Genomic DNA, 18,633 nt, shown 5'->3' with positions numbered 1-18,633 from the left:
GAATACGTGATAGGCAGGACAGATGAAACCGATGCGCTCCTCCTATGACGTGGTGGTGGTCGGCGGTGGCCATAACGGGTTGGTGGCCGCCGCGTATCTGGCGCGGGCCGGGCGGTCGGTGCTGGTGCTGGAGCGGCAGGATCACACCGGTGGGGCCGCGGTCTCGGAGCGGGTGTTCCCGGGTGTCGATGCGCGATTGTCGCGGTATTCGTATCTGGTGAGCCTGCTGCCGCGCCAGATCGTCGAGGAGTTGGGTCTGCGATTCGCGACGCGGCGACGACGGATCTCGTCGTATACGCCGGTCGGGGACGGCGGGTTATTGGTCGACACCGCTTCCGAGGCTCGGACCAGGGACAGTTTCGTGCGGCTCACCGGATCCGATCGTGATTTCCGGGCGTGGCAGCAGTTCTACAGCGCGACCGGCAGGCTTGCGCAACGCGTGTTCCCGACGCTGACCGAACCGTTGCCGTCGCGGTCGTCGCTCGAGCGGGTGGTCGACGATGCCGACACCTGGGCGGCACTGTTCGAGCGGCCGCTGGGGGAGACGGTCGAGTCGACCTTCACCGATGACACCGTGCGCGGTGTCGTGCTCACCGACGCGCTCATCGGGACCTTCACCCACGCGCACGACCCGAGCCTGCGGCAGAACCGCTGCTTCCTCTACCACGTGATCGGCGGCGGCACCGGCGACTGGGATGTGCCGATCGGCGGTATGGGCGCGCTCACCGACGCGCTCGCCGACGCGGCCCGCACCGCCGGGGCGGAACTGGTCACCGGCAGCGAGGTGACCGAGGTCGAATCCGATGATGTCACGGCGGAAGTGCGCTATCGGGACGGCGTGGTCGGCGCGCGGCATGTGCTGGTCAGTGCGGCACCACACGAGCTCACGCGGTTGCTGGGCATCCCGGGGGAGCCGAAACCCGAAGGCTCGCAACTGAAAGTGAACATGGTGCTGCGGCGGCTACCCCGGCTCCGTGACATCGCGACCGATCCGCGCGAGGCCTTCGCCGGAACATTCCATATCGCCGAATCGTATTCGCAACTGGAACAGGCCTATCGCGAGGCCGACGCCGGACGGATCCCCGCCGCCCCGCCGTCGGAAATCTACTGCCACACCCTGACCGATCCCTCGATCCTCGCGCCCGACTCCCGCATGCATACCCTCACACTGTTCGGATTGCACACTCCGGCACGGCTTTTCGAATCGGACCCGGAGGCGGCGAAGACAATGGCGGTGAAAGCCGCACTCGCTCAACTGGATGCGGTACTCGCCGAACCTCTCGCCGACTGCCTCGCCGTGGACGAGTACGGCGGCCCCTGTATCGAAGCGAAATCGCCACTCGACCTCGAGCGTGAGGTCGGCCTGCCCGGTGGCCACATCTTCCATCGAGACCTGGCCTTCCCGTACCGCACCGACGAGACCGATACCCCCGCCGCTCGCTGGGGCGTGGCGACCGATGTGCCGAATGTCTTCCTCTGCGGTGCGGGCGCCGTACGCGGCGGCGGAGTCAGCGGTATCCCCGGTCACAACGCCGCCATGGCGGTCCTCGAAACGCGCTGACTACGGCGCCGTCAAGACCGCCCGGATCTCGTCGACGCTCGGATTCACCAGCGACTGCCCGCGCACGATGACCGTCGGCGTCACCTCGTCCCCACCGGTGATCGCCCGAACCGCGGCGGCCGCTTCCGGATCCTTGATGGGGATGGTCCGAAACGGAATACCGGCCCGGCGCAGCCCGATGCCGAGCCGAATGCAGTACGGGCAGAATGTGCGCCAGTAAATGGTGATCGGTTCGGTGGTTTCGGTTCGATCGGATCTGGGCACGGGTTCCCTCCCCTGAGCGGTATCGGATGGACGTAATCGACCTTACGGCTCTGGGCCTGCCCACCGGGTGAACTCGCCGCAGGTCACGCCGATGCGGGCCGAATTGTCGGTCGGGAGTGCGCTGTCCGCGTCCTGTATGTGTGCAGCACCACTATGAAATCCAACGATGCCGATTCTGCATAACTGTCCACATTGGGGCACCTGAAATCGGATGTTCTGTGGTGGCTTTCGTCGGGGGATTCGTGTTCGTCCATGATGGATCTCGGTTGCGGCGTTCAGGGTTCCCGCGTTCGGTGCCTAATACTCGGTGGCGGCTCGTGCCGCGCGGTGGCGGCTCGAATTGTCATGCGAGTCACATCAAGATCGACATCCAATAAGTCATTGGCAATTGGTGAGCAAACGTTAACGATTGGGTCACGTCCAGTTCTCATACAGCGGTTTCGATGGGCTCGCTTCCCTGAGTCGACCCTGTGAGGAACCAAATATGTTGATGAGGAAATTCGCCGCGACCTCGGCGCTACTGATCGCGGCGCTCGGTGCCACGGCCGGAACCGTTTATGCCGCACCGGAGTCCGACAGCGGTGCCGTGAACTACTCGGCCACCGCCACCCCGACCTCGACCATCATCAAGACCGAGGCCGGTTCGCTGGTCGACGAGGACGGCGTCTTCAAGATCAAGGCCGCTGACGGCACCACTCTTGCGGGCACCGAATTGTCCTTCCGGGTGGACGACTTCGTCTTTCCGATCGCCGCGGATATCCGGGATCACACCGCGACGCTGACCCCGCAGTTCGATATGGCGCACGCGGCTTACAAGCCGGTCGCGCTGCCCTTCGAGGACAAGGCCCCCTGGAAGTCCGAATACGACCGTGAGCAGGCCGCCTTCAACCGCATGAAGGACACCATCGCCATGGGCGCCACCATCGGCACCCTGGTCGGCGGACTCGGCGGCGGCGCCATCGGCTGCGTCCTCGGCGGTATCGCCGGTGCGACCGTAGCCTCGGCCACCATCGTCGGTCTGTTCGGTGCGTTCATCCCGGCCGCGGCCATCGGCTGCATCGGCGGCATCGTCGCCATCGGCGCTCTGGGCACCGTAGCCGGACAACTGTTCGTCACCGCCCCGGTCGCCATCGCCGCCGCAGTCCAGTACTTCACCACCATCAACCAGCCGTTCAACGCACCGAAGTAATTTCGGCACAGCAATGGCGGCGCCCGGATAACCACCGGGCACCCGGCTCAGAGCGGGCACCCCGTACACGGGGGTGCCCGCTCTGCTGATTTCCCAGTCGAGCCTCCACGGGAATCCGGGGAACAGGCGGTCGAGGAATGGCGGTCATCGACCTTGGCGCGATGCGCGCTGATCACCGGTTGGACTCCGGCGGGCTAGCATGCTCAGGCTGTTCCGGAGAGCGCATCTGAAGGAGTCCGTGCCATGGAGTTGCGCCAGTTGCGTTATTTCGTCACCGTGGCGGAGGAATTGCACTTCGGGCGGGCGGCTGAGCGGCTGCATATTGCCCAGCCTGCGGTGAGTCAGCAGGTGCGGCGGCTGGAGCGCGAACTGAAGGTCCAGTTGCTGGATCGGTCGCCGCGGCGGGTGCGGCTGACGGAGGCCGGGCTGCGGTTTTTGCCCGCGGCGCGGAGTGTGTTGAGTGCGGCCGATCAGGCGCGGGCATCGGTGGCCGATCTGGCCGGTGCGCGGGCGGAGGTGTTCCGGCTGGGCACGGTCACTGGGCTGGGTGCGCGGCTGGACACCATCCTGGATGCCTTTGCCGAGCGCCTTCCGCAGGTGCGAATCGAGTTGGTCACCCTTCCGGTGCGTGAGCGATTGGCGCAGGTTGCCGACGGTCGACTCGATGCCGCCTTCGTGCGCTCGCCCGCCCTCGAGGACACTGCCGACCTGGAATATCTGCACGCGTGGGACGACCGACTCGTCGCGGCGCTGCCCGCCCGGCACCCGCTGGCCGCACAGGAGTCGGTGCGATTGGCCGATTTGGCGTCGGTGCCACTGCGGCTGACCGAACGGCGCAATCACCCGGCGCTGGTGGATCTGGTGTTGATGTCTTGTCAGCGTGCGGGTTTCGAGCCGGTGCCCGCGCCGACCGCGACCACCCTGCAGGACAATTTGGCCGCGATCGGCACCGCCGCGGCCATGTGGACGGTGATCTACGCCGCCAATGCCGACCAGGTGCACAACCCCAGGGTGGTCTTCCGGCCGTTCGCGGACGGTGGCATGAGCCTGCCGATCGCCGTGGCCCTGCGCGCGGGCACCGACGCGCCCGGTTCGGAGCTGCTGCGTGCGCTCCTACCCGCCGAAAGCGCATGCGACCTCGGACAATAAGGACTCGTTATGGCTGCGTGAACGAACTGACCCTTGGTCGATGATCTTCGTTCGGGTGAACTGATGACAGGCCGCCGAACCGGGCGGAAACCCATAGCGGAATGCCCGGATGCGGTCTGTCCCAACCCTTTTCAGCGAGGAGATGCAGTCATGCCCATCGTCACCGTGCAGCAGGGCCCGCGCACCATCGAACTCAAGCGGGATCTGGTCCGCCGGATCACCGACGCCTTCGTCGACGCGTACCAGATCCCTGCCGAGACCGTGCAGGTCTGGATCCACGAGACGCCCGCCGACAGCTGGGGTGCGGCCGGGCAGCTGACCGCCGATAGAAAATAGCCGGTCGAGGGACATCGATGCCCGGCCGATACCGTCGCGGTTATGCCGATGAAGCATGAACGTCCGCGGTGGTTGCCGGTCGGGCCGACGGTGCTGGTCTTGTTGTCGGCCGGAGCGGGCGCGACGGATGGGTTGGTATTCACCGAACTGGGCAAGGTGTTCGCCAGCGTCCTGACCGGCAACTTGGTATTGCTCGGTGCGGCCGTCGGCATGTCCGGCATCGAACTGACGCCGCCGCTGGTGGTTCTCGCCAGCTATTTCGTCGGTGTCGCGGCGGCGGCGCGCTGGTGTCGCGCCATGCCTTCGGGCCCGCTGCGCATCGCGCGTCTGCGTCACTGCCTCGCGGGCGAGGCGGCATTGGTGGTCGTGGTGGCCGCTGTCGCCGTATTCGCCGGTGCGGTCGATGTGGTTCGCCTGCTGCTGCTCGGCGCGGCCGCGCTCGCAATGGGTGTCCAGTCGGCCGCGGTCCTCATCATCGATCGCCGATCACCCACGACCTACATGACCAGCACCTTCACCGGTCTCGTCAGCGATCTTGTCGCCGACCGCCGCATCGAACCGCTCGCCGTCGCTCGTATCGCCGCCGTGGTATTCGGCGCCGCCGTCGCGGTCGCACTCTATTCCGTCAGTGCCCATTGGGGTTTCGTCATCCCCGCCGCCCTGATCGCGGCGGCGGCCGGTCTCGCATATACCCACTGGTGGCTTGATGGGGCGCTACCGGTTTCATCGACGTCGGACGAATAGGTGACGTTGCGTCGATGCCGGGATTCGGTGACGGCAGGGCTGAATCAGTGGCTCGGATTCGATTCGGACGAATCCGGACCGAGTTGCTGTTGCAGGAATAGGATCCGGTTCCTGGTAGTACGGGTGTCCGGATGATCCGAGCCGAGGATGCGCTCTTGGTCGGCGAGCAGTTGCTCGTTCTCGGTGCGGGCTCGGTTCATGTTCTGGCCGCCGCGATTAGCCGCGATATTGCTTCGGGTGGTGAGCGTATCGACATGGTCGGCGCCCAGAATGCGCTCACGGTCGATAGCCAGCTGCTCGAACTCGGCGATGGCACGGTCGAAGTCGCCGGACTCGCCATGCCAGTAGGCGATGCTGTGGCGGGTCGCGAGAGTGTTGGGATCGTCGGGGCCGAGGATGCGCAACTGGTCGGCCAGGAGGCGTTCGAGTTCGGCTATTGCTCGGGGGATTTCACCGTTTTCGCCGTGCCAGTAGGCGATGCTGTGGCGGGTGTTCAGGGTGTCGGGGTGGTCCGGGCCCAGCACGGAAGTCTGATCGTGCAGAATCCGTTCGTATTCGGCTGCGGCTCTCGCGGGTTCGTCGCTTTCGCTGGACCAGTAGATGAGGCTATAGCGGGTGTTGAGGGTATCCGGGTGGTCGGCGCCGAGGACGCGGACTTGATCGGTGAGTAGCTGCTCCAGCTCGGCGACGGCTCGCGCGATGGCGCGTGCGGCGGTGTCGTCGAGACCGACCAGGCTCCTCGGGTTGTGCGCTGCCTCGGCGACGTCGTGCCGACCGCGCACGTTGGTGAGGTTGAGGCGAGTGGTCAATGTGCGCGGATCATCGGGGCCGAGTACGCGCAATTCGTCGGTCAGAACCGCGTCGAGTTCCGCGACGGCTCTACGCATATCGCCGCTTCGGCCACGCCAGAAGGCGAGTTGGTGGCGGACGAACAGCGTGCCGGGATGATCGGGACCACACGCCTCGGTAAAGGAAGGGAGCCACGCGGCGTACATGTCGCGGTTGGTCGCTGGGCGCACCGTTTCCAGGCCGAGGAGCAATTCTTTGGCAGAATCAGCATCGCCGTATTCGAGATAGTGCCGGGTGCCGGACCCACGGATGTACTCGGTCACCTGCTGGGAGATCTGGGTTCCGTTCGCGACCGCCGATTCGATCGCGATCCCGATCGCCGCCGCAATCGCGCCGTTTGCCTCGGCGCTCTCCCAGCCGAGCCGCTCGGCCTCGGCCGCTAGCGTCGGAAGCAGCGCAGCGTGCGTGATTCCGAGAGACTCCCGCGCGGTACCGGCCCGACTTCGAGTGACCAGCACGCCCAGTTCGACGACGAGGTCACGGATCAGAGTGGCATCCGATCCGGAGACAATGAATTGTGCCAGGGCGGATTCGAGCAATTCCATCGGCAGCACCGGTCCGGCCCCGGCCGCGACCAGAATGGCGAGCAATGGCCCGAGCGCCACGGCGATATCGGGATCCACGGCGCGCGAGGCGCCATGAACTCGATACAGGACAAGGGTTTCGAGCCCGACTCCGGCGGCGATTTCCTCGTCGGTAATGCTGGAGTGGACCTCGATGAGCAGCCGGGCCAGTAGCCACCCGCCCGTGACGGCACGCGAATGACCGAAGGTTGGTGTTTCCGCAGAAAAGCTGGTGGGAGTTTCCGCGAGCAAAGCATCGATCCAGCGCACCCACAACTGTGGATCGGTCGGTTCGAGCTGGTGCCGAGTGGATTCGAGCACCATGGCGGCGATGTCCTCGGCGCTCGGTGGCAGGAGTTCGATGCGGTGCAGATGCGCGAGCTCCGGCAACTCCGCGACGCCCGTACCGGCACGCACGCCGAGAATCACACGCACATGGGTGAATTCGTCGACGCGGGTCAGCTCAGCGACATGCCGGACGAGGTGTTCCCGGGTTCCGGCCTCGAGTTGGTCCATGCCGTCGAAGACGATGGTGATCCGGCGACCGGGTGCCCGGAGCCGAGCCAGCGGCCGCTGTACCTCGATATCGAACACGTCGAGTTCGGATTCGTCGACGACGTGGGCGGCATCGCGAAATCCGGGCACTCGGTGCGACAGCTGCGCGGACAGCTCGACGGTCACCGACTCGAGCGAGCTGCCGACAGTGAGAAATACTGCCGCGGTGACATATTCGGGTGCGATCGCAAGCCCGTCCACCAAACTCGGTCGAATGAGCATCGCCATCAGCGTGGACTTCCCGGACCCGGCCGGGCCGACGACCGCACGGAGACGGTGGCCACCGGTCTCGACGATCTCGGCGAGACGCTCACGGATGACATCGGTGAGCAACAGCCGACGGGTGAGCTGATCGACGAATCCGGCTGCGGGACGGCCGGTTATCGCGTCGCGCCGCCGAGCGGCATTGGGCACCAGCCAGAGACCGGGATCACCGCCCGCCGTGGTCGACAATGCGCCGGAGGTGAACGAAAGATGTTGCGGTTGTTGGCGTTGACAAGTATTGCCGATGGGCTCGACCAGATCGGATGGCAGCAGATTCTCACCGCGCAGCGGCAGGCCGCCGGTGAAGGTCTCGACCATGGTCCGGGTGAAGCAGCCCGCGTAGGCGGGGCCTTCGCCGGCGGCGACGAGGAGTTCCATCCGTCCGGACGAGCGGGTGAGCAGATCGGTCCAGCGGCGGGCCGCACCCTGCACACCCTCCCCGCTCTCGCAGGCGTCGATCAGCACGATCAGACCGTCGAGCATGGATCCGTTGAGTAGTTCTCGAATGCCCTGGGTGAGGTGGAATGCGGTGCGCGAGTTGGGGAATACCGGCGGTGAGTCACGCGCGAGCAGGAAGAAGTCCTCACCGGCGGTCGCCACGCCGTGCCCGACGAAGCCGATCAACAGGGTCGCCCGCTGCTCCGAGGCGGCAGCGAAGGCATCGTTCACCGCCTCGGTCAACTCGTCCGCAGTCGGGTCCAGCACCGGCCCCCGGTGTGCGGTGGCGGGTTGCCAGCCGCCCGCGGCACTGAGATTCGCGTAGAGCTCGGTGGCCAGTTCACCCGGAAAGCCGAGTCGGGGCAGCGCGGCGCACTCGGACCCCACCACCAGCGCCAACCTGCCACCCATGGACGAAACATAGCGGAGTCGGGCCGAAACCGTCGGCGAGTCTGCGGCTAGGGAACGCTGACGGTTTCGTCGCAGCTGTCGGGTGGGTCGACCAGTCCGCATTCGACAGGTGCGCGGGTCGGGCGGTAATCGGCGGGCACACCGCCGGACCGGATGATGCCGCGATAGGTGTCGACCGCGTCCGTGGGTCGGCGGGTCAGGGTGGGGTCGGTACGCACATCGACGGTGTAGAGGCCGAAACGTGGTGTGTAGCTGCCCCATTCGTAGTTGTCGGTGAGGCTCCAATAGTTGTAGCCGACGACATTGATGCCATCGGCCTTGGCGCGCTGGAGCCAGTAGACGGTGTCGCGCAGGTGGTCGGAGCGGGTGTAGCCGTCGGTGCGCGGCTTACCGTCCTCGGTGGGCATGCCGTTCTCCACGACATACAGTGGGCGATCGGGAAATAGCCTCGCGTAGTGGCGCAATGCGTAGTAGATGCCTTCGGTGTGAATGGGCAGTTCCCAGATCGGCGGACCCTCGTTCGAACCGCCCTGCACCGCTTTGCTCGTCTCCGGCACCGGCGCGAAATAGTAGTCGACGCCGATGAAATCGAGCTTATCCGCGATCCGGTCCACGATCGGTTGATTCACCTCGGTCTCGGCACCGGCGACATAGCCGAGATTGCTGGTGACCTGCGCGTCGGGCATCTTGTTGTGAATGGTGTCGTAGATCGCATTGTGCGCCTGGGTGATTCGGTCCAACATCGCGGGCGCCTCATCGGGGTTGATCGCGCCGATACGCAATTCCGTGCCGATATAGGCGGCCGGCTCGTTGAAGGTGATCCACAGCGGATTGCGAGAGGCATAGCGGTTCACCACTTTTCGCATATTGGCCAGCCAATCCTCGACCATGCCGGGATTGCGCCAGCCGCCGCGATCGGCGGCCCAGCCGGGATACACCCAGTGGTCCAGGGTGAGCATCGGCCGCATACCGGCGGCGAGAATGCGCGCGATCACATTGTCGTAGAAGCCGAATGCCGCCTCGTTCCAGGTATCGGGTTGCGGCTGCACGCGCGCCCATTCTATGCCGATCCGGTACACCCGCACGCCGAGGCGGGCGGCCAGGTTGATATCGGAGATGTAGCGCCGGTAGAAGTCGACCGAATTCTCGTAGTCATCCCCGGCCTTGCCGGAATCGATGTAGCGGCTCCAATTGCTGTCGGGCGCGTGGCCCTCGGATTGGAAGCCGGATGATGCTACGCCCCAGAGGAATTCGCGGCCGAACGGTGCGATGGAGGCCTGCGCGCTCGGCATGGCGACACCGGACAGCAGCAGTGCGGTCGCGATCATGGCGAGTGCGACGAGGGCGCGTCGGCGCATCGGTGTTCGCATCGAGCTCCTGTCCCCATCCGGCACTGGTCGGTCGCGCGTCACCGGCGCAGCGCCGCCCCGGCCGATGATCTGTCAGCGTAACCATCGGATAGCTGAATCACGGGCTGCGCGCCGGTGTGTCGCGAATGCGGCCGAAAGTGCATGGAGAAGACGGGTGAAATGTCGAATCGTGATGATTGCTTTCTGTTAGCTTGCGGACAGGGCCGATCCTCAGCTCACCCGTCCACCGATGCGCCGGGTGAGATCGTCTGCGGTGGAGCGCACCTGGGCGGCGAGATCGGCCCAGTCGGCGGCGCAGGGAATTCGCTCGCAGTGGTGTCGCAATGTCACGCTGATGGCCGCGATCGGCCGATGGTCGTGATCGAAGGTCGGATAGGCGACCGAGGCGAATCCGGCGGTGACATGTCCGTCCTCGCTCGCCCAGCCGCGCCGGCGCTCGGCGGCCAGAATGCCGCGCAGCGCGGCGAGGCTGGTCGGCCCGCGGTCGGTGCGGCGCACGAAGGCCGCCGCCGACGGGAACAGCGCCCGCACATGGGCGGCGGGCAGATGCGCCAGGATCGCCCGGCCCGATGCGGTGAGCTGCGCGGGCAACCGCACGCCGACATCGGTCACCAGCGTCTCCGGGCGCGGCGGCCGTTCCTTGATCAGATACAGCAATTCGTTGCCGTGCAGAACCCCGAGGTGCGCATTGTGCCCGACCCGCACGGCCAGCTCGCGCAGCAACGGCCCGGCCACCCGCTCCAGCGGGTCGTGGCGCAGGTAGGCCGAACCCAATTCGAAGGCGGCGATGCCGAGGCCGTAGCGCCGCTCGGCGGGCAGCCGGGTGACGAAGCGAGCCTGCTCCAACTCCGCGAGCAGGTGATATGTGGTGGAGCGGGGGATGTCCAGCTCGCGCGCGATAGTGGACGCGGCGATCGGCCCCGCCCTGGTCGCCATCAGCTGCAGCACGGCGAGGCCGCGCCGAAGTGCCGGTATATCGCTGCTCGTACCCATGCCTCTTCCTGCGATTGTCTCGGATACCAGACAGAACCTGGCCCAGCCTCATTCTCCACCCGCCTTCGTGGCGGTGGAATGGGCCTATGCCGGAAACCACGCAGTTACCGCCCGTGGAGTTGGACGGGCCGCTGACCGTCGAACGAATCGTGGCCGTGGCCCGCCACGGCGCCGGGGTGCGATTCAGCGCGGCCGCCGAGAAGCGGCTGACCTCCGCGCGTGAGCATGTCGACGCGCTGGCCGCGGGGACGGTCCCGACCTACGGCGTGTCCACCGGCTTCGGCGCGCTGGCCACCCGGCACATTCCGCCGGAGAGCCGGGCCGCGCTACAGCGGTCGCTGATCCGCTCGCATGCCGCCGGTGCCGGTGCTGCGGTCGAAACCGAGGTGGTGCGCGCCATGATGGTGTTGCGGCTGCGCACGCTGGCCACCGGACATACCGGAGTCCGGCCCGAGACGGCGATCACATTGGCCGCGTTGATCAATGCGGGCATCACGCCGGTGGTGCACGAATTCGGCTCGCTCGGCTGCTCCGGAGATCTCGCGCCATTGGCCGCGGTCGCGCTGGCGCTGATGGGAGAGGGCGAGGTCACCGACGCGTCCGGCAAGCTGATCCCGGCGACAGATGCCTTGCACGCCAAGGGGATCGAGCCGTTGACGCTCGCCGAGAAGGAGGGCCTCGCGCTCACCAACGGCACCGACGGCATGCTCGGCATGCTGGCACTCGCGATCAACGATCTGGGCGAACTGCTCGACGTCGCCGATATCACCGCCGCCATGAGCGTGGAGGCACTGCTCGGCACCGACCGGGTCTTCGCCGACGATCTGCAGGCGCTGCGTCCACATCCGGGCCAGGCGCTCTCGGCGCGTCGCATGGCGGCCGCGCTGGCGGGCTCGGATATCGTTGCCAGCCACCGCGGTCCGGACTGCAACCGGGTGCAGGACGCGTATTCGTTGCGCTGCGCACCGCAGGTGCACGGTGCCGCCCGCGACACCCTCGCCCACGCCCGAACGGTCGCCGATCGGGAAATGGCCTCGGCGATCGACAATCCCGTGGTGCTCGCCGACGGCAGGCTCGAGTCCAACGGCAACTTCCACGGTGCGCCGGTGGCGTATGTTCTCGATTTCCTGGCCATTCCGGTCGCCGATGTCGCGAGTATGGCCGAGCGACGCACCGACCGAATGCTGGATGTCGCACGCTCACACGGCCTTCCGGCCTTCCTGGCCGCCGATCCGGGTGTCGATTCGGGCCATATGATCGCCCAGTACACGCAGGCGGGCATTGTCAGCGAGCTCAAGCGCCTCGCCATGCCCGCCTCGGTGGATTCGATCCCGAGCAGCGCGATGCAGGAAGACCATGTGTCGATGGGCTGGTCGGCCGCCCGCAAACTGCGCAGGGCCATCCACGGGCTCGGCACCGTGCTCGCCGTCGAATACCTCACGGCCGCACGGGCCTTGGACCTGCGGGCCCCACTGCGGCCCGGCCCGGCCACTGCGGCGGCCCTCGCGCTGCTGCGCACCAAGGTCGACGGTCCGGGACCGGACCGGCACCTGGCACCGGAGATCGCCGCCGCGGCCGAACTCATCCGCTCCGGTGAGCTGCTGGCCGCCGTCGCGCCACACCTCGGCTCCTGATGGGCCTTTCGCTGATATGGAGGGAAATTTGATGACACGAACGATTCGGGCGGCACACGGGTCGCGGCTGACGGCCAAGAATTGGCAGGCCGAGGCCGCCATGCGGATGCTGCACAACAACCTCGATCCGGAAGTGGCCGAGCGGCCGCAGGATCTGGTGGTGTACGGCGGCACCGGTAAGGCCGCGCGCGATTGGGCCAGCTTCGACGCGATCACGCGCACGCTCACCACGCTCGAGGCCGATGAGACCCTGTTGGTGCAATCGGGTAAGCCGGTCGGCGTCTTCCGGACGCACGAGTGGGCGCCGCGCGTACTGATCGCCAATTCGAATCTCGTTGGCGATTGGGCGAATTGGCCGGAATTCCGCAGGCTCGAATCGCTCGGGCTCACCATGTACGGGCAGATGACCGCCGGGTCGTGGATCTACATCGGCACCCAGGGCATTCTGCAGGGCACCTACGAGACGTTCGCGGCGGTGGCGGATAAGCGTTTCGGCGGCACCCTCGCCGGAACCCTCACCCTGACAGCGGGATTGGGTGGTATGGGCGGTGCGCAGCCATTGGCCGTCACCATGAACGGCGGGGTGGCGCTGGTCGTCGAATGTGATCCGGCGCGCGCCGCGCGCCGGGTGCACGACCGCTATCTCGATGAGATCGCCACCGATTTCGACGATGCGGTACGCCGGGTCTCGAAGGCGCGCAAGGAACGAAAGGCGTTGTCGGTCGGGCTGATCGGCAATGCGTCCGAGGTCCTGCCGCGACTGCTCGCGGCCGGTGTCGAGGTCGATATCGTCACCGACCAGACCTCGGCGCACGATCCGCTGGCGTATCTGCCGCGCGGGGTCGCGCTCGAGGACTGGGCCGACTACGCGGCCAAGAAGCCCGACGAATTCACCGACCGCGCCCGCGAATCCATGGCCGATCACGTCGATGCCATGCTCGGCTTCCTCGACCGCGGCGCCGAGGTCTTCGACTACGGCAATTCGCTGCGTGGGGAGGCGCAGCTCGGTGGCTGTGAACGGGCCTTCGACTTCCCCGGATTCGTACCGGCCTACATTCGCCCGCTGTTCTGCGAAGGCAAGGGACCATTCCGCTGGGCGGCGCTGTCCGGCGATCCGGCCGATATCGCCGCGACCGACCGTGCGATGCTGGAACTGTTCCCCGAGAACGAATCCCTGCGCCGCTGGATCACCATGGCCGGGGAACGCGTGGCCTTCCAAGGTCTTCCGGCCCGCATCTGCTGGCTCGGCTACGGCGAGCGGCATCTGGCCGGTCTGCGCTTCAACGAGATGGTCGCCAGCGGTGAACTGCAGGCGCCGGTGGTCATCGGCCGCGACCACCTCGACTCCGGCAGCGTCGCCTCGCCGTATCGCGAAACCGAGGCAATGGCCGACGGCTCGGACGCGATCGCCGACTGGCCGCTGCTCAACGCGATGGTCAATACCGCCTCCGGCGCCAGCTGGGTCTCGATCCACCACGGCGGCGGCGTCGGCATGGGCCGTTCCATCCACGCCGGACAGGTGTGCGTCGCCGATGGAACGGTATTGGCCGGACAGAAGATCGAGCGTGTACTCACCAATGACCCTGGTATGGGCGTGATTCGACATGTGGACGCCGGCTACGACCGTGCCAGTGCGGTCGCCGAGGAGCGCGGCGTGCGAATCCCCATGCGGGACAACCAGTGACGGCCGTGGGCCGCGGTGCGAACGGCCTGCTCGCCGAAATCGCCGACGTGGGCCGGGATTCGCGACGCGGCGGATACTCCCGGCATGTCTACGACCGCGCCGAACTGCAATTGCGGGACTGGTTCACCGACCAGGCGGCCCGGCGCGGCCTGGACGTGACCACCGACCGCAACGGGAACATCTGGGCATGGTGGGGCATTCCGGGTGCCGCGGCGGTCGTCACCGGGAGCCATCTGGACTCGGTGCCCGGTGGCGGTGCGTTCGACGGCCCGCTCGGCGTGACGAGCGCACTCGCCGCCGTGGATATCCTGCGCGCCAAGGGTTTCGCACCCGCGAAACCGCTCGCGCTATTGGTATTCGCGGAGGAGGAAGGCGGGCGCTTCGGGGTGCCGTGCCTGGGCTCTCGGCTGCTGACCGGTGCCATTGACGCCGACCGCGCCCGGGGACTGCGCGACGCCGCCGGGATCACCTTCGCCGAGGCCGCGGCCGAGGCGGGGCATGATCCGCGGCGATTCGGTGCGGATCCCGATGCGCTGGCGAATATCGGCTGCTTCGTCGAATTGCATGTCGAACAGGGGCGCGGGCTGATCGATCTGGACAGCCCGGTCGCCACCGGCAGCAGCATCATCGCGCACGGGCGCTATCGGTTCTCCTTCAGCGGACAGGGCAATCACGCGGGGGCGACCCGCATGCCCGATCGGCACGATCCGATGCTGCCCGCGGCCGCGGTGATCGCGGCCGCTCGCCGCGTTGCCGCCGCCACCGACGATGCCAGGGCCACTGTCGGCAAGCTGATACCGACACCGGGTGGCACCAATGTCATTGCCTCGACGGTGGATCTCTGGCTGGACGCGCGCGTTGCCGGAGGCGGACGCACGGCCGCGCTGGTCGAGGATATCGCCGGAGTCGCCCGGGAGGCCGCGGCCGCCGAGGGCTGCGCTGTCACCGTGACCGAGGAATCGTATTCCGACGATGTCGTTTTCGACGACGCGCTGCGCGGCCGCATGGACGGCGTGCTGGGCGGTGTCCCCGCGCTGCCCACCGGTGCCGGGCACGATGCGGGCATTCTGGCGGCACATGTGCCCTCGGGCATGCTCTACGTGCGCAATCCGACCGGGATCAGCCATGCGCCGCAGGAGCACTCCGAACCCGCGGATGTGGATTTCGGCGCGGCGAGCCTCGCTCGCGTGCTCGAGGACTTGGCGACATGAGCGTGGTCTGCGAGGCGCGCATGCGCGGGCATTCGGATGGCCGCCTGAATCCGATGCGCGGGGGTGCGATCCGATGAGCAGCTATTGGGCCGAATTCGCTTGGCTGCCGGACGGATTGGCGGAACGGGTGACCATCGATGTCACCGGATCGTCGATCCGTTCGGTGGTACCGGGAACCGAGCCGAGCGGAAAGGTGTTGCACGGGTTGACCGTCCCCGGTTTCGCGAATGCGCATTCGCACGCCTTCCACCGGGCTTTGCGCGGCCGTACCCACCACGGCCGCGGCTCGTTCTGGACCTGGCGGGAACGGATGTACGCCATCGCGGACCGGCTCGATCCGGATTCCTATTACCGGCTCGCGCGCGGGGTGTACGCGGAGATGGTGCTCGCCGGATACACCAGCGTCGGTGAGTTCCACTACCTGCATCACGCGCCGGGTGGGGTGCCGTACCGCGATCCGAATGCCATGAGTACCGCACTGGCCGCGGCCGCTGCGGACGCCGGAATTCGGCTCACCCTTCTCGACACCTGTTACCTCACCGGTGGATTCGGCCATATGCCGGACGAACACCAGCGCCGCTTCAGTGACGGTGATGCGATGGCATGGGCCGAGCGCGCCGCGGCGTTCCAGCCGGAATCGGAGCTGGTGCGCACCGGTGTGGCCGCGCACTCGGTGCGCGCGGTGCCGCCGCGGGCGCTGGCGGTGGTCGCCGAAAAAGCCGGCGGCCGGCCGGTGCACGTCCACCTGTCCGAACAGCCCGCGGAGAACAGCGATTGCCTCGCCGCACACGGGCGGACGCCGACCGCACTGCTGGCCGAGGCCGGGTTGCTCGGGCCGGATACGGTGGCCGTGCACGCCACGCACGTCAGCGCCGCCGATATCGGTCTACTCGCCGAAGCACGGGCGCGGGCCTGTTTCTGCCCGACCACCGAACGCGATCTCGGCGACGGCATCGGACCCGCCCGCGAACTCCTCGATGCCGGAGTTCGCCTGTGTCTCGGCAGCGACAGCCATGCCGTCGTCGACGGCTTCGAGGAATGGCGCGCGCTGGAATTGAACGAACGTCTCGCCGCACGCGCTCGCGGACGCTTCGATATGGCGCAGTTGTTCACCGCGGCCACCGATCACGCGTCGATCGGCTGGCCGGAGGTCGGACGCATCGAGGCCGGTGCCGCAGCGGATCTGGTCACCGTCGAGCTCGACTCCATCCGAACCGCGGGCGCCGAACCCGCCGCCGCGCTCTTCGCGGCCACGGCAAGCGATATCCGCGAGGTGTTGGTGGCCGGGCGAGAGGTGGTCTCGGACGGCCGCCATCTGCTGATGGCGCAACCCGAAATCACACTGCGTGACGAGATCCAGGCCCTGTATGCACCGTGAGTCATTGTCCACCGACGGAAAGGAAACCGTGTCCACCCTCATCACGGGAATCGGTGAACTCACCACCAACGCACCGGACGGCCCGCTGCACAATGCCGCCGTGGTGATCGACGGCGAGCACTTCGGCTGGATCGGTCCGGCCGCCGCCGCGCCCGCCGCCGATCGCAAGGTCGATATCGGCGGCCGCGCGGCGCTGCCGGGCTGGGTGGACAGTCACACCCACCTGGTCTTCGCCGGTGACCGCACCGCCGAATTCGAGGCCAGAATGGCCGGTCAGCCCTATCGGGCCGGTGGCATCGCGACCACCGTCGCCGCCACCAGAAGTGCCTCGGACGAACAGCTTTCGGCCAATCTGCGGCGGCATGTCACCGAGGCCTACCGGCAGGGCACGACCTGCCTGGAGACCAAGACCGGATACGGCCTGAGCGTGCTCGATGAGGAGCGTGCGGCCCGCATCGCCGCCGCCACCGTCGATGAGGTGACCTATCTCGGTGCGCATCTGGTCCCGCCCGATGCCGATGCGCAATCCTATGTCGACCTGGTCTGCGGTCCGATGCTCGATGCGGTCGCACCACATGTGCGCTGGGCCGATGTCTTCTGCGAGACCGGCGCTTTCGATGCGGATCAGTCCGATCGCGTGCTGCGCGCCGCCGCCGCACGCGGTCTCGGACTGCGCGTCCACGGCAACCAGCTGGGCACCGGCCCCGGCGTGCAGTTGGCGGTCCGCCATGGTGCCGCCAGCGTCGACCACTGCACCCACCTCACCGACGCCGATATCGAGGCACTCGCCGCCTCGGACACTGTCGCCACCGTGCTGCCCGCCTGCGATCTGTCCACCCGCCAGCCGCTCGCCCCTGCCCGCGCACTGCTCGACGCGGGCGCGACCGTCGCGCTTGCCACCAATGCCAATCCGGGCAGCTCCTACACCACCTCGATGGCCTACTGCGTGGCCACCGCCGTACTCCAAATGGGTCTGTCGGTGGCCGAAGCGGTATACGCGGCGACAGCGGCGGGCGCGAAGGCCCTGCGCCGCGATGACGTCGGTGTCATTCGGGTCGGTGCGCGCGCCGATCTCCAGGTGCTCGATGCGCCGTCGGCCACGCACCTGGCCTACCGGCCCGGCGTCCCGCTCACGTGCGCGGTGTGGCGGCTCGGCGCGCGGGTCCCGGCTGCCGTTGCCGAATTGCCGGATATCGCAGGGTGATTCGCATCGAGCCGAGGGTTCGGTCCTACCTTTTTCCGTCCAGCGACCGCAGCGCCGAATCCACGAGCGTGCTGGCGGTGCGGGCACAGACATCCACGGCCGCATCGGGCGTGAGCCCGCGCACATCGATCAGCACGATGAACGCCTCCCAGCCGACCACCACGGCAATGCTCGAAACGAGATCGTCGAACTGCCGCTGGGCGATTCGCTCACGCAGGGGTTCGAGCGCCCACTCGATCCAGCGCACCCGGTGCATCCCGGGGCGCGGTGCGTCCGCTGCCGGCGGGTCGGCGGACAGCTTCACCAGCCGCCGACCCATCGGTAGTAGTTCGCTGGTCTCGGCTCCCATCGCCCGCACCAGTTCGGCGATGCGCACGCGCGGGTCTACGGAGTGGATATGTGCCAGCGCCGCATCGGTATTCGCGCTGAGCAGCGCGATGGTCGCATCGAGCATCAGCTGGTCGAGGGTGGGGAAGTGCAGGTAGACGGTGCGCCGGGAGACCTCGGCCGCGGCGGCGATGTCATTGACCGACGGTTCGATGCCGCGGCGCAACAGGGACATGGAGGCGTCGACGATGGCCTTGCGGGTGCGTCGGCGTTGGGCGACGCGGCCGGAGGTGAGTTGGGCGGTTTCGTCGACCTGAGCGGTATCGCTGAGCCGAGTGGTATCACTGAGCTGGGTGGAATCGCTGACACGGGCTCGGGGCTCGGTCATTCGCTGCTGGTCCTCCATTGTCATCTCGACAGGGCGCACTGTCATCTTGACGGGGCGCGCTCGGCCAAACCTATACTAGGTTGCATTTATTGCACTGGAGTGCATTTAGGTTCGGGAGGAA

Annotated in this window: 15 protein-coding genes; 10 read left to right on the top strand and 5 right to left on the bottom strand. The window is 67.2% G+C overall.

Annotated elements, in window-relative coordinates:
• Positions 1 to 31: 31 nt before the first annotated feature.
• A complete protein-coding gene (locus ACQP2D_RS28250) occupies positions 32 to 1,561 on the top strand; it encodes a phytoene desaturase family protein (protein ID WP_433685788.1) in 1,530 nt (509 codons plus the stop codon).
• Here the strand turns inward: ACQP2D_RS28250 and ACQP2D_RS28245 are convergent, their stop codons facing one another.
• Positions 1,562 to 1,825 carry a glutaredoxin family protein gene (locus tag ACQP2D_RS28245; RefSeq protein ID WP_433678951.1) on the bottom strand — a complete coding sequence of 88 codons (264 nt, stop codon included), beginning with the start codon at positions 1,823 to 1,825 and terminating at the stop codon, positions 1,562 to 1,564.
• Between the two features lie 484 nt (positions 1,826 to 2,309).
• On the opposite strand from ACQP2D_RS28245, the gene ACQP2D_RS28240 reads away from it, so the two are divergent.
• From ACQP2D_RS28240 to ACQP2D_RS28225, 4 genes are all read left to right on the top strand, one after another.
• Positions 2,310 to 3,014, top strand: a complete 705-nt coding sequence (locus ACQP2D_RS28240) for a hypothetical protein (protein WP_433678950.1) — start codon at positions 2,310 to 2,312, stop codon at positions 3,012 to 3,014.
• A gap of 243 nt (positions 3,015 to 3,257) precedes the next feature.
• Positions 3,258 to 4,163 carry a LysR substrate-binding domain-containing protein gene (locus ACQP2D_RS28235; protein WP_433678949.1) on the top strand — a complete coding sequence of 302 codons (906 nt, stop codon included), beginning with the start codon at positions 3,258 to 3,260 and terminating at the stop codon, positions 4,161 to 4,163.
• Between the two features lie 63 nt (positions 4,164 to 4,226).
• Complete coding sequence (gene dmpI, locus ACQP2D_RS28230) at positions 4,227 to 4,499, top strand: 4-oxalocrotonate tautomerase DmpI (protein WP_433678947.1); 273 nt, start codon at positions 4,227 to 4,229, stop codon at positions 4,497 to 4,499.
• Between the two features lie 42 nt (positions 4,500 to 4,541).
• Complete coding sequence (locus tag ACQP2D_RS28225) at positions 4,542 to 5,243, top strand: DUF1275 family protein (protein ID WP_433678946.1); 702 nt, start codon at positions 4,542 to 4,544, stop codon at positions 5,241 to 5,243.
• A gap of 44 nt (positions 5,244 to 5,287) precedes the next feature.
• Here the strand turns inward: ACQP2D_RS28225 and ACQP2D_RS28220 are convergent, their stop codons facing one another.
• The 3 genes from ACQP2D_RS28220 to ACQP2D_RS28210 all read right to left on the bottom strand — a co-directional run bounded on the left by ACQP2D_RS28220 (position 5,288) and on the right by ACQP2D_RS28210 (position 10,686).
• Positions 5,288 to 8,323, bottom strand: coding sequence for a tetratricopeptide repeat protein (locus ACQP2D_RS28220; RefSeq protein ID WP_433678945.1), 3,036 nt, complete (start codon positions 8,321 to 8,323; stop codon positions 5,288 to 5,290).
• A gap of 47 nt (positions 8,324 to 8,370) precedes the next feature.
• Complete coding sequence (locus tag ACQP2D_RS28215; protein WP_433678944.1) at positions 8,371 to 9,693, bottom strand: family 1 glycosylhydrolase; 1,323 nt, start codon at positions 9,691 to 9,693, stop codon at positions 8,371 to 8,373.
• A gap of 210 nt (positions 9,694 to 9,903) precedes the next feature.
• Entirely contained in the window at positions 9,904 to 10,686 is a 783-nt protein-coding gene (locus ACQP2D_RS28210; RefSeq protein WP_433678943.1) for an IclR family transcriptional regulator, read from the bottom strand.
• Between the two features lie 86 nt (positions 10,687 to 10,772).
• On the opposite strand from ACQP2D_RS28210, the gene hutH reads away from it, so the two are divergent.
• From hutH to hutI, 5 genes are all read left to right on the top strand, one after another.
• Positions 10,773 to 12,320 carry a histidine ammonia-lyase gene (hutH, locus tag ACQP2D_RS28205; RefSeq protein ID WP_433678942.1) on the top strand — a complete coding sequence of 516 codons (1,548 nt, stop codon included), beginning with the start codon at positions 10,773 to 10,775 and terminating at the stop codon, positions 12,318 to 12,320.
• Between the two features lie 31 nt (positions 12,321 to 12,351).
• A complete protein-coding gene (gene hutU, locus ACQP2D_RS28200; RefSeq protein ID WP_433678941.1) occupies positions 12,352 to 14,004 on the top strand; it encodes a urocanate hydratase in 1,653 nt (550 codons plus the stop codon).
• Positions 14,001 to 15,215 (top strand): allantoate amidohydrolase, encoded by a 1,215-nt coding sequence (locus tag ACQP2D_RS28195; protein WP_433678940.1) that lies wholly within the window; start codon positions 14,001 to 14,003, stop codon positions 15,213 to 15,215. Before hutU ends, ACQP2D_RS28195 begins: the two co-directional genes overlap by 4 nt.
• A 73-nt stretch (positions 15,216 to 15,288) precedes the next feature.
• Positions 15,289 to 16,593 carry a formimidoylglutamate deiminase gene (locus tag ACQP2D_RS28190; protein ID WP_433678939.1) on the top strand — a complete coding sequence of 435 codons (1,305 nt, stop codon included), beginning with the start codon at positions 15,289 to 15,291 and terminating at the stop codon, positions 16,591 to 16,593.
• A gap of 28 nt (positions 16,594 to 16,621) precedes the next feature.
• Positions 16,622 to 17,797: an imidazolonepropionase gene (gene hutI, locus ACQP2D_RS28185; protein ID WP_433685787.1), complete on the top strand. Its 1,176-nt coding sequence runs from the start codon at positions 16,622 to 16,624 to the stop codon at positions 17,795 to 17,797.
• A gap of 25 nt (positions 17,798 to 17,822) precedes the next feature.
• On the opposite strand, the gene ACQP2D_RS28180 is transcribed toward hutI, so the two are convergent.
• Complete coding sequence (locus ACQP2D_RS28180) at positions 17,823 to 18,512, bottom strand: TetR/AcrR family transcriptional regulator (RefSeq protein WP_433678938.1); 690 nt, start codon at positions 18,510 to 18,512, stop codon at positions 17,823 to 17,825.
• Positions 18,513 to 18,633 lie beyond the last annotated feature (121 nt).

This window comes from Nocardia sp. CA-119907 (genome assembly GCF_050955995.1).
Taxonomy (GTDB): domain Bacteria; phylum Actinomycetota; class Actinomycetes; order Mycobacteriales; family Mycobacteriaceae; genus Nocardia.
This window is presented reverse-complemented; position numbering and strand designations above follow the sequence as displayed.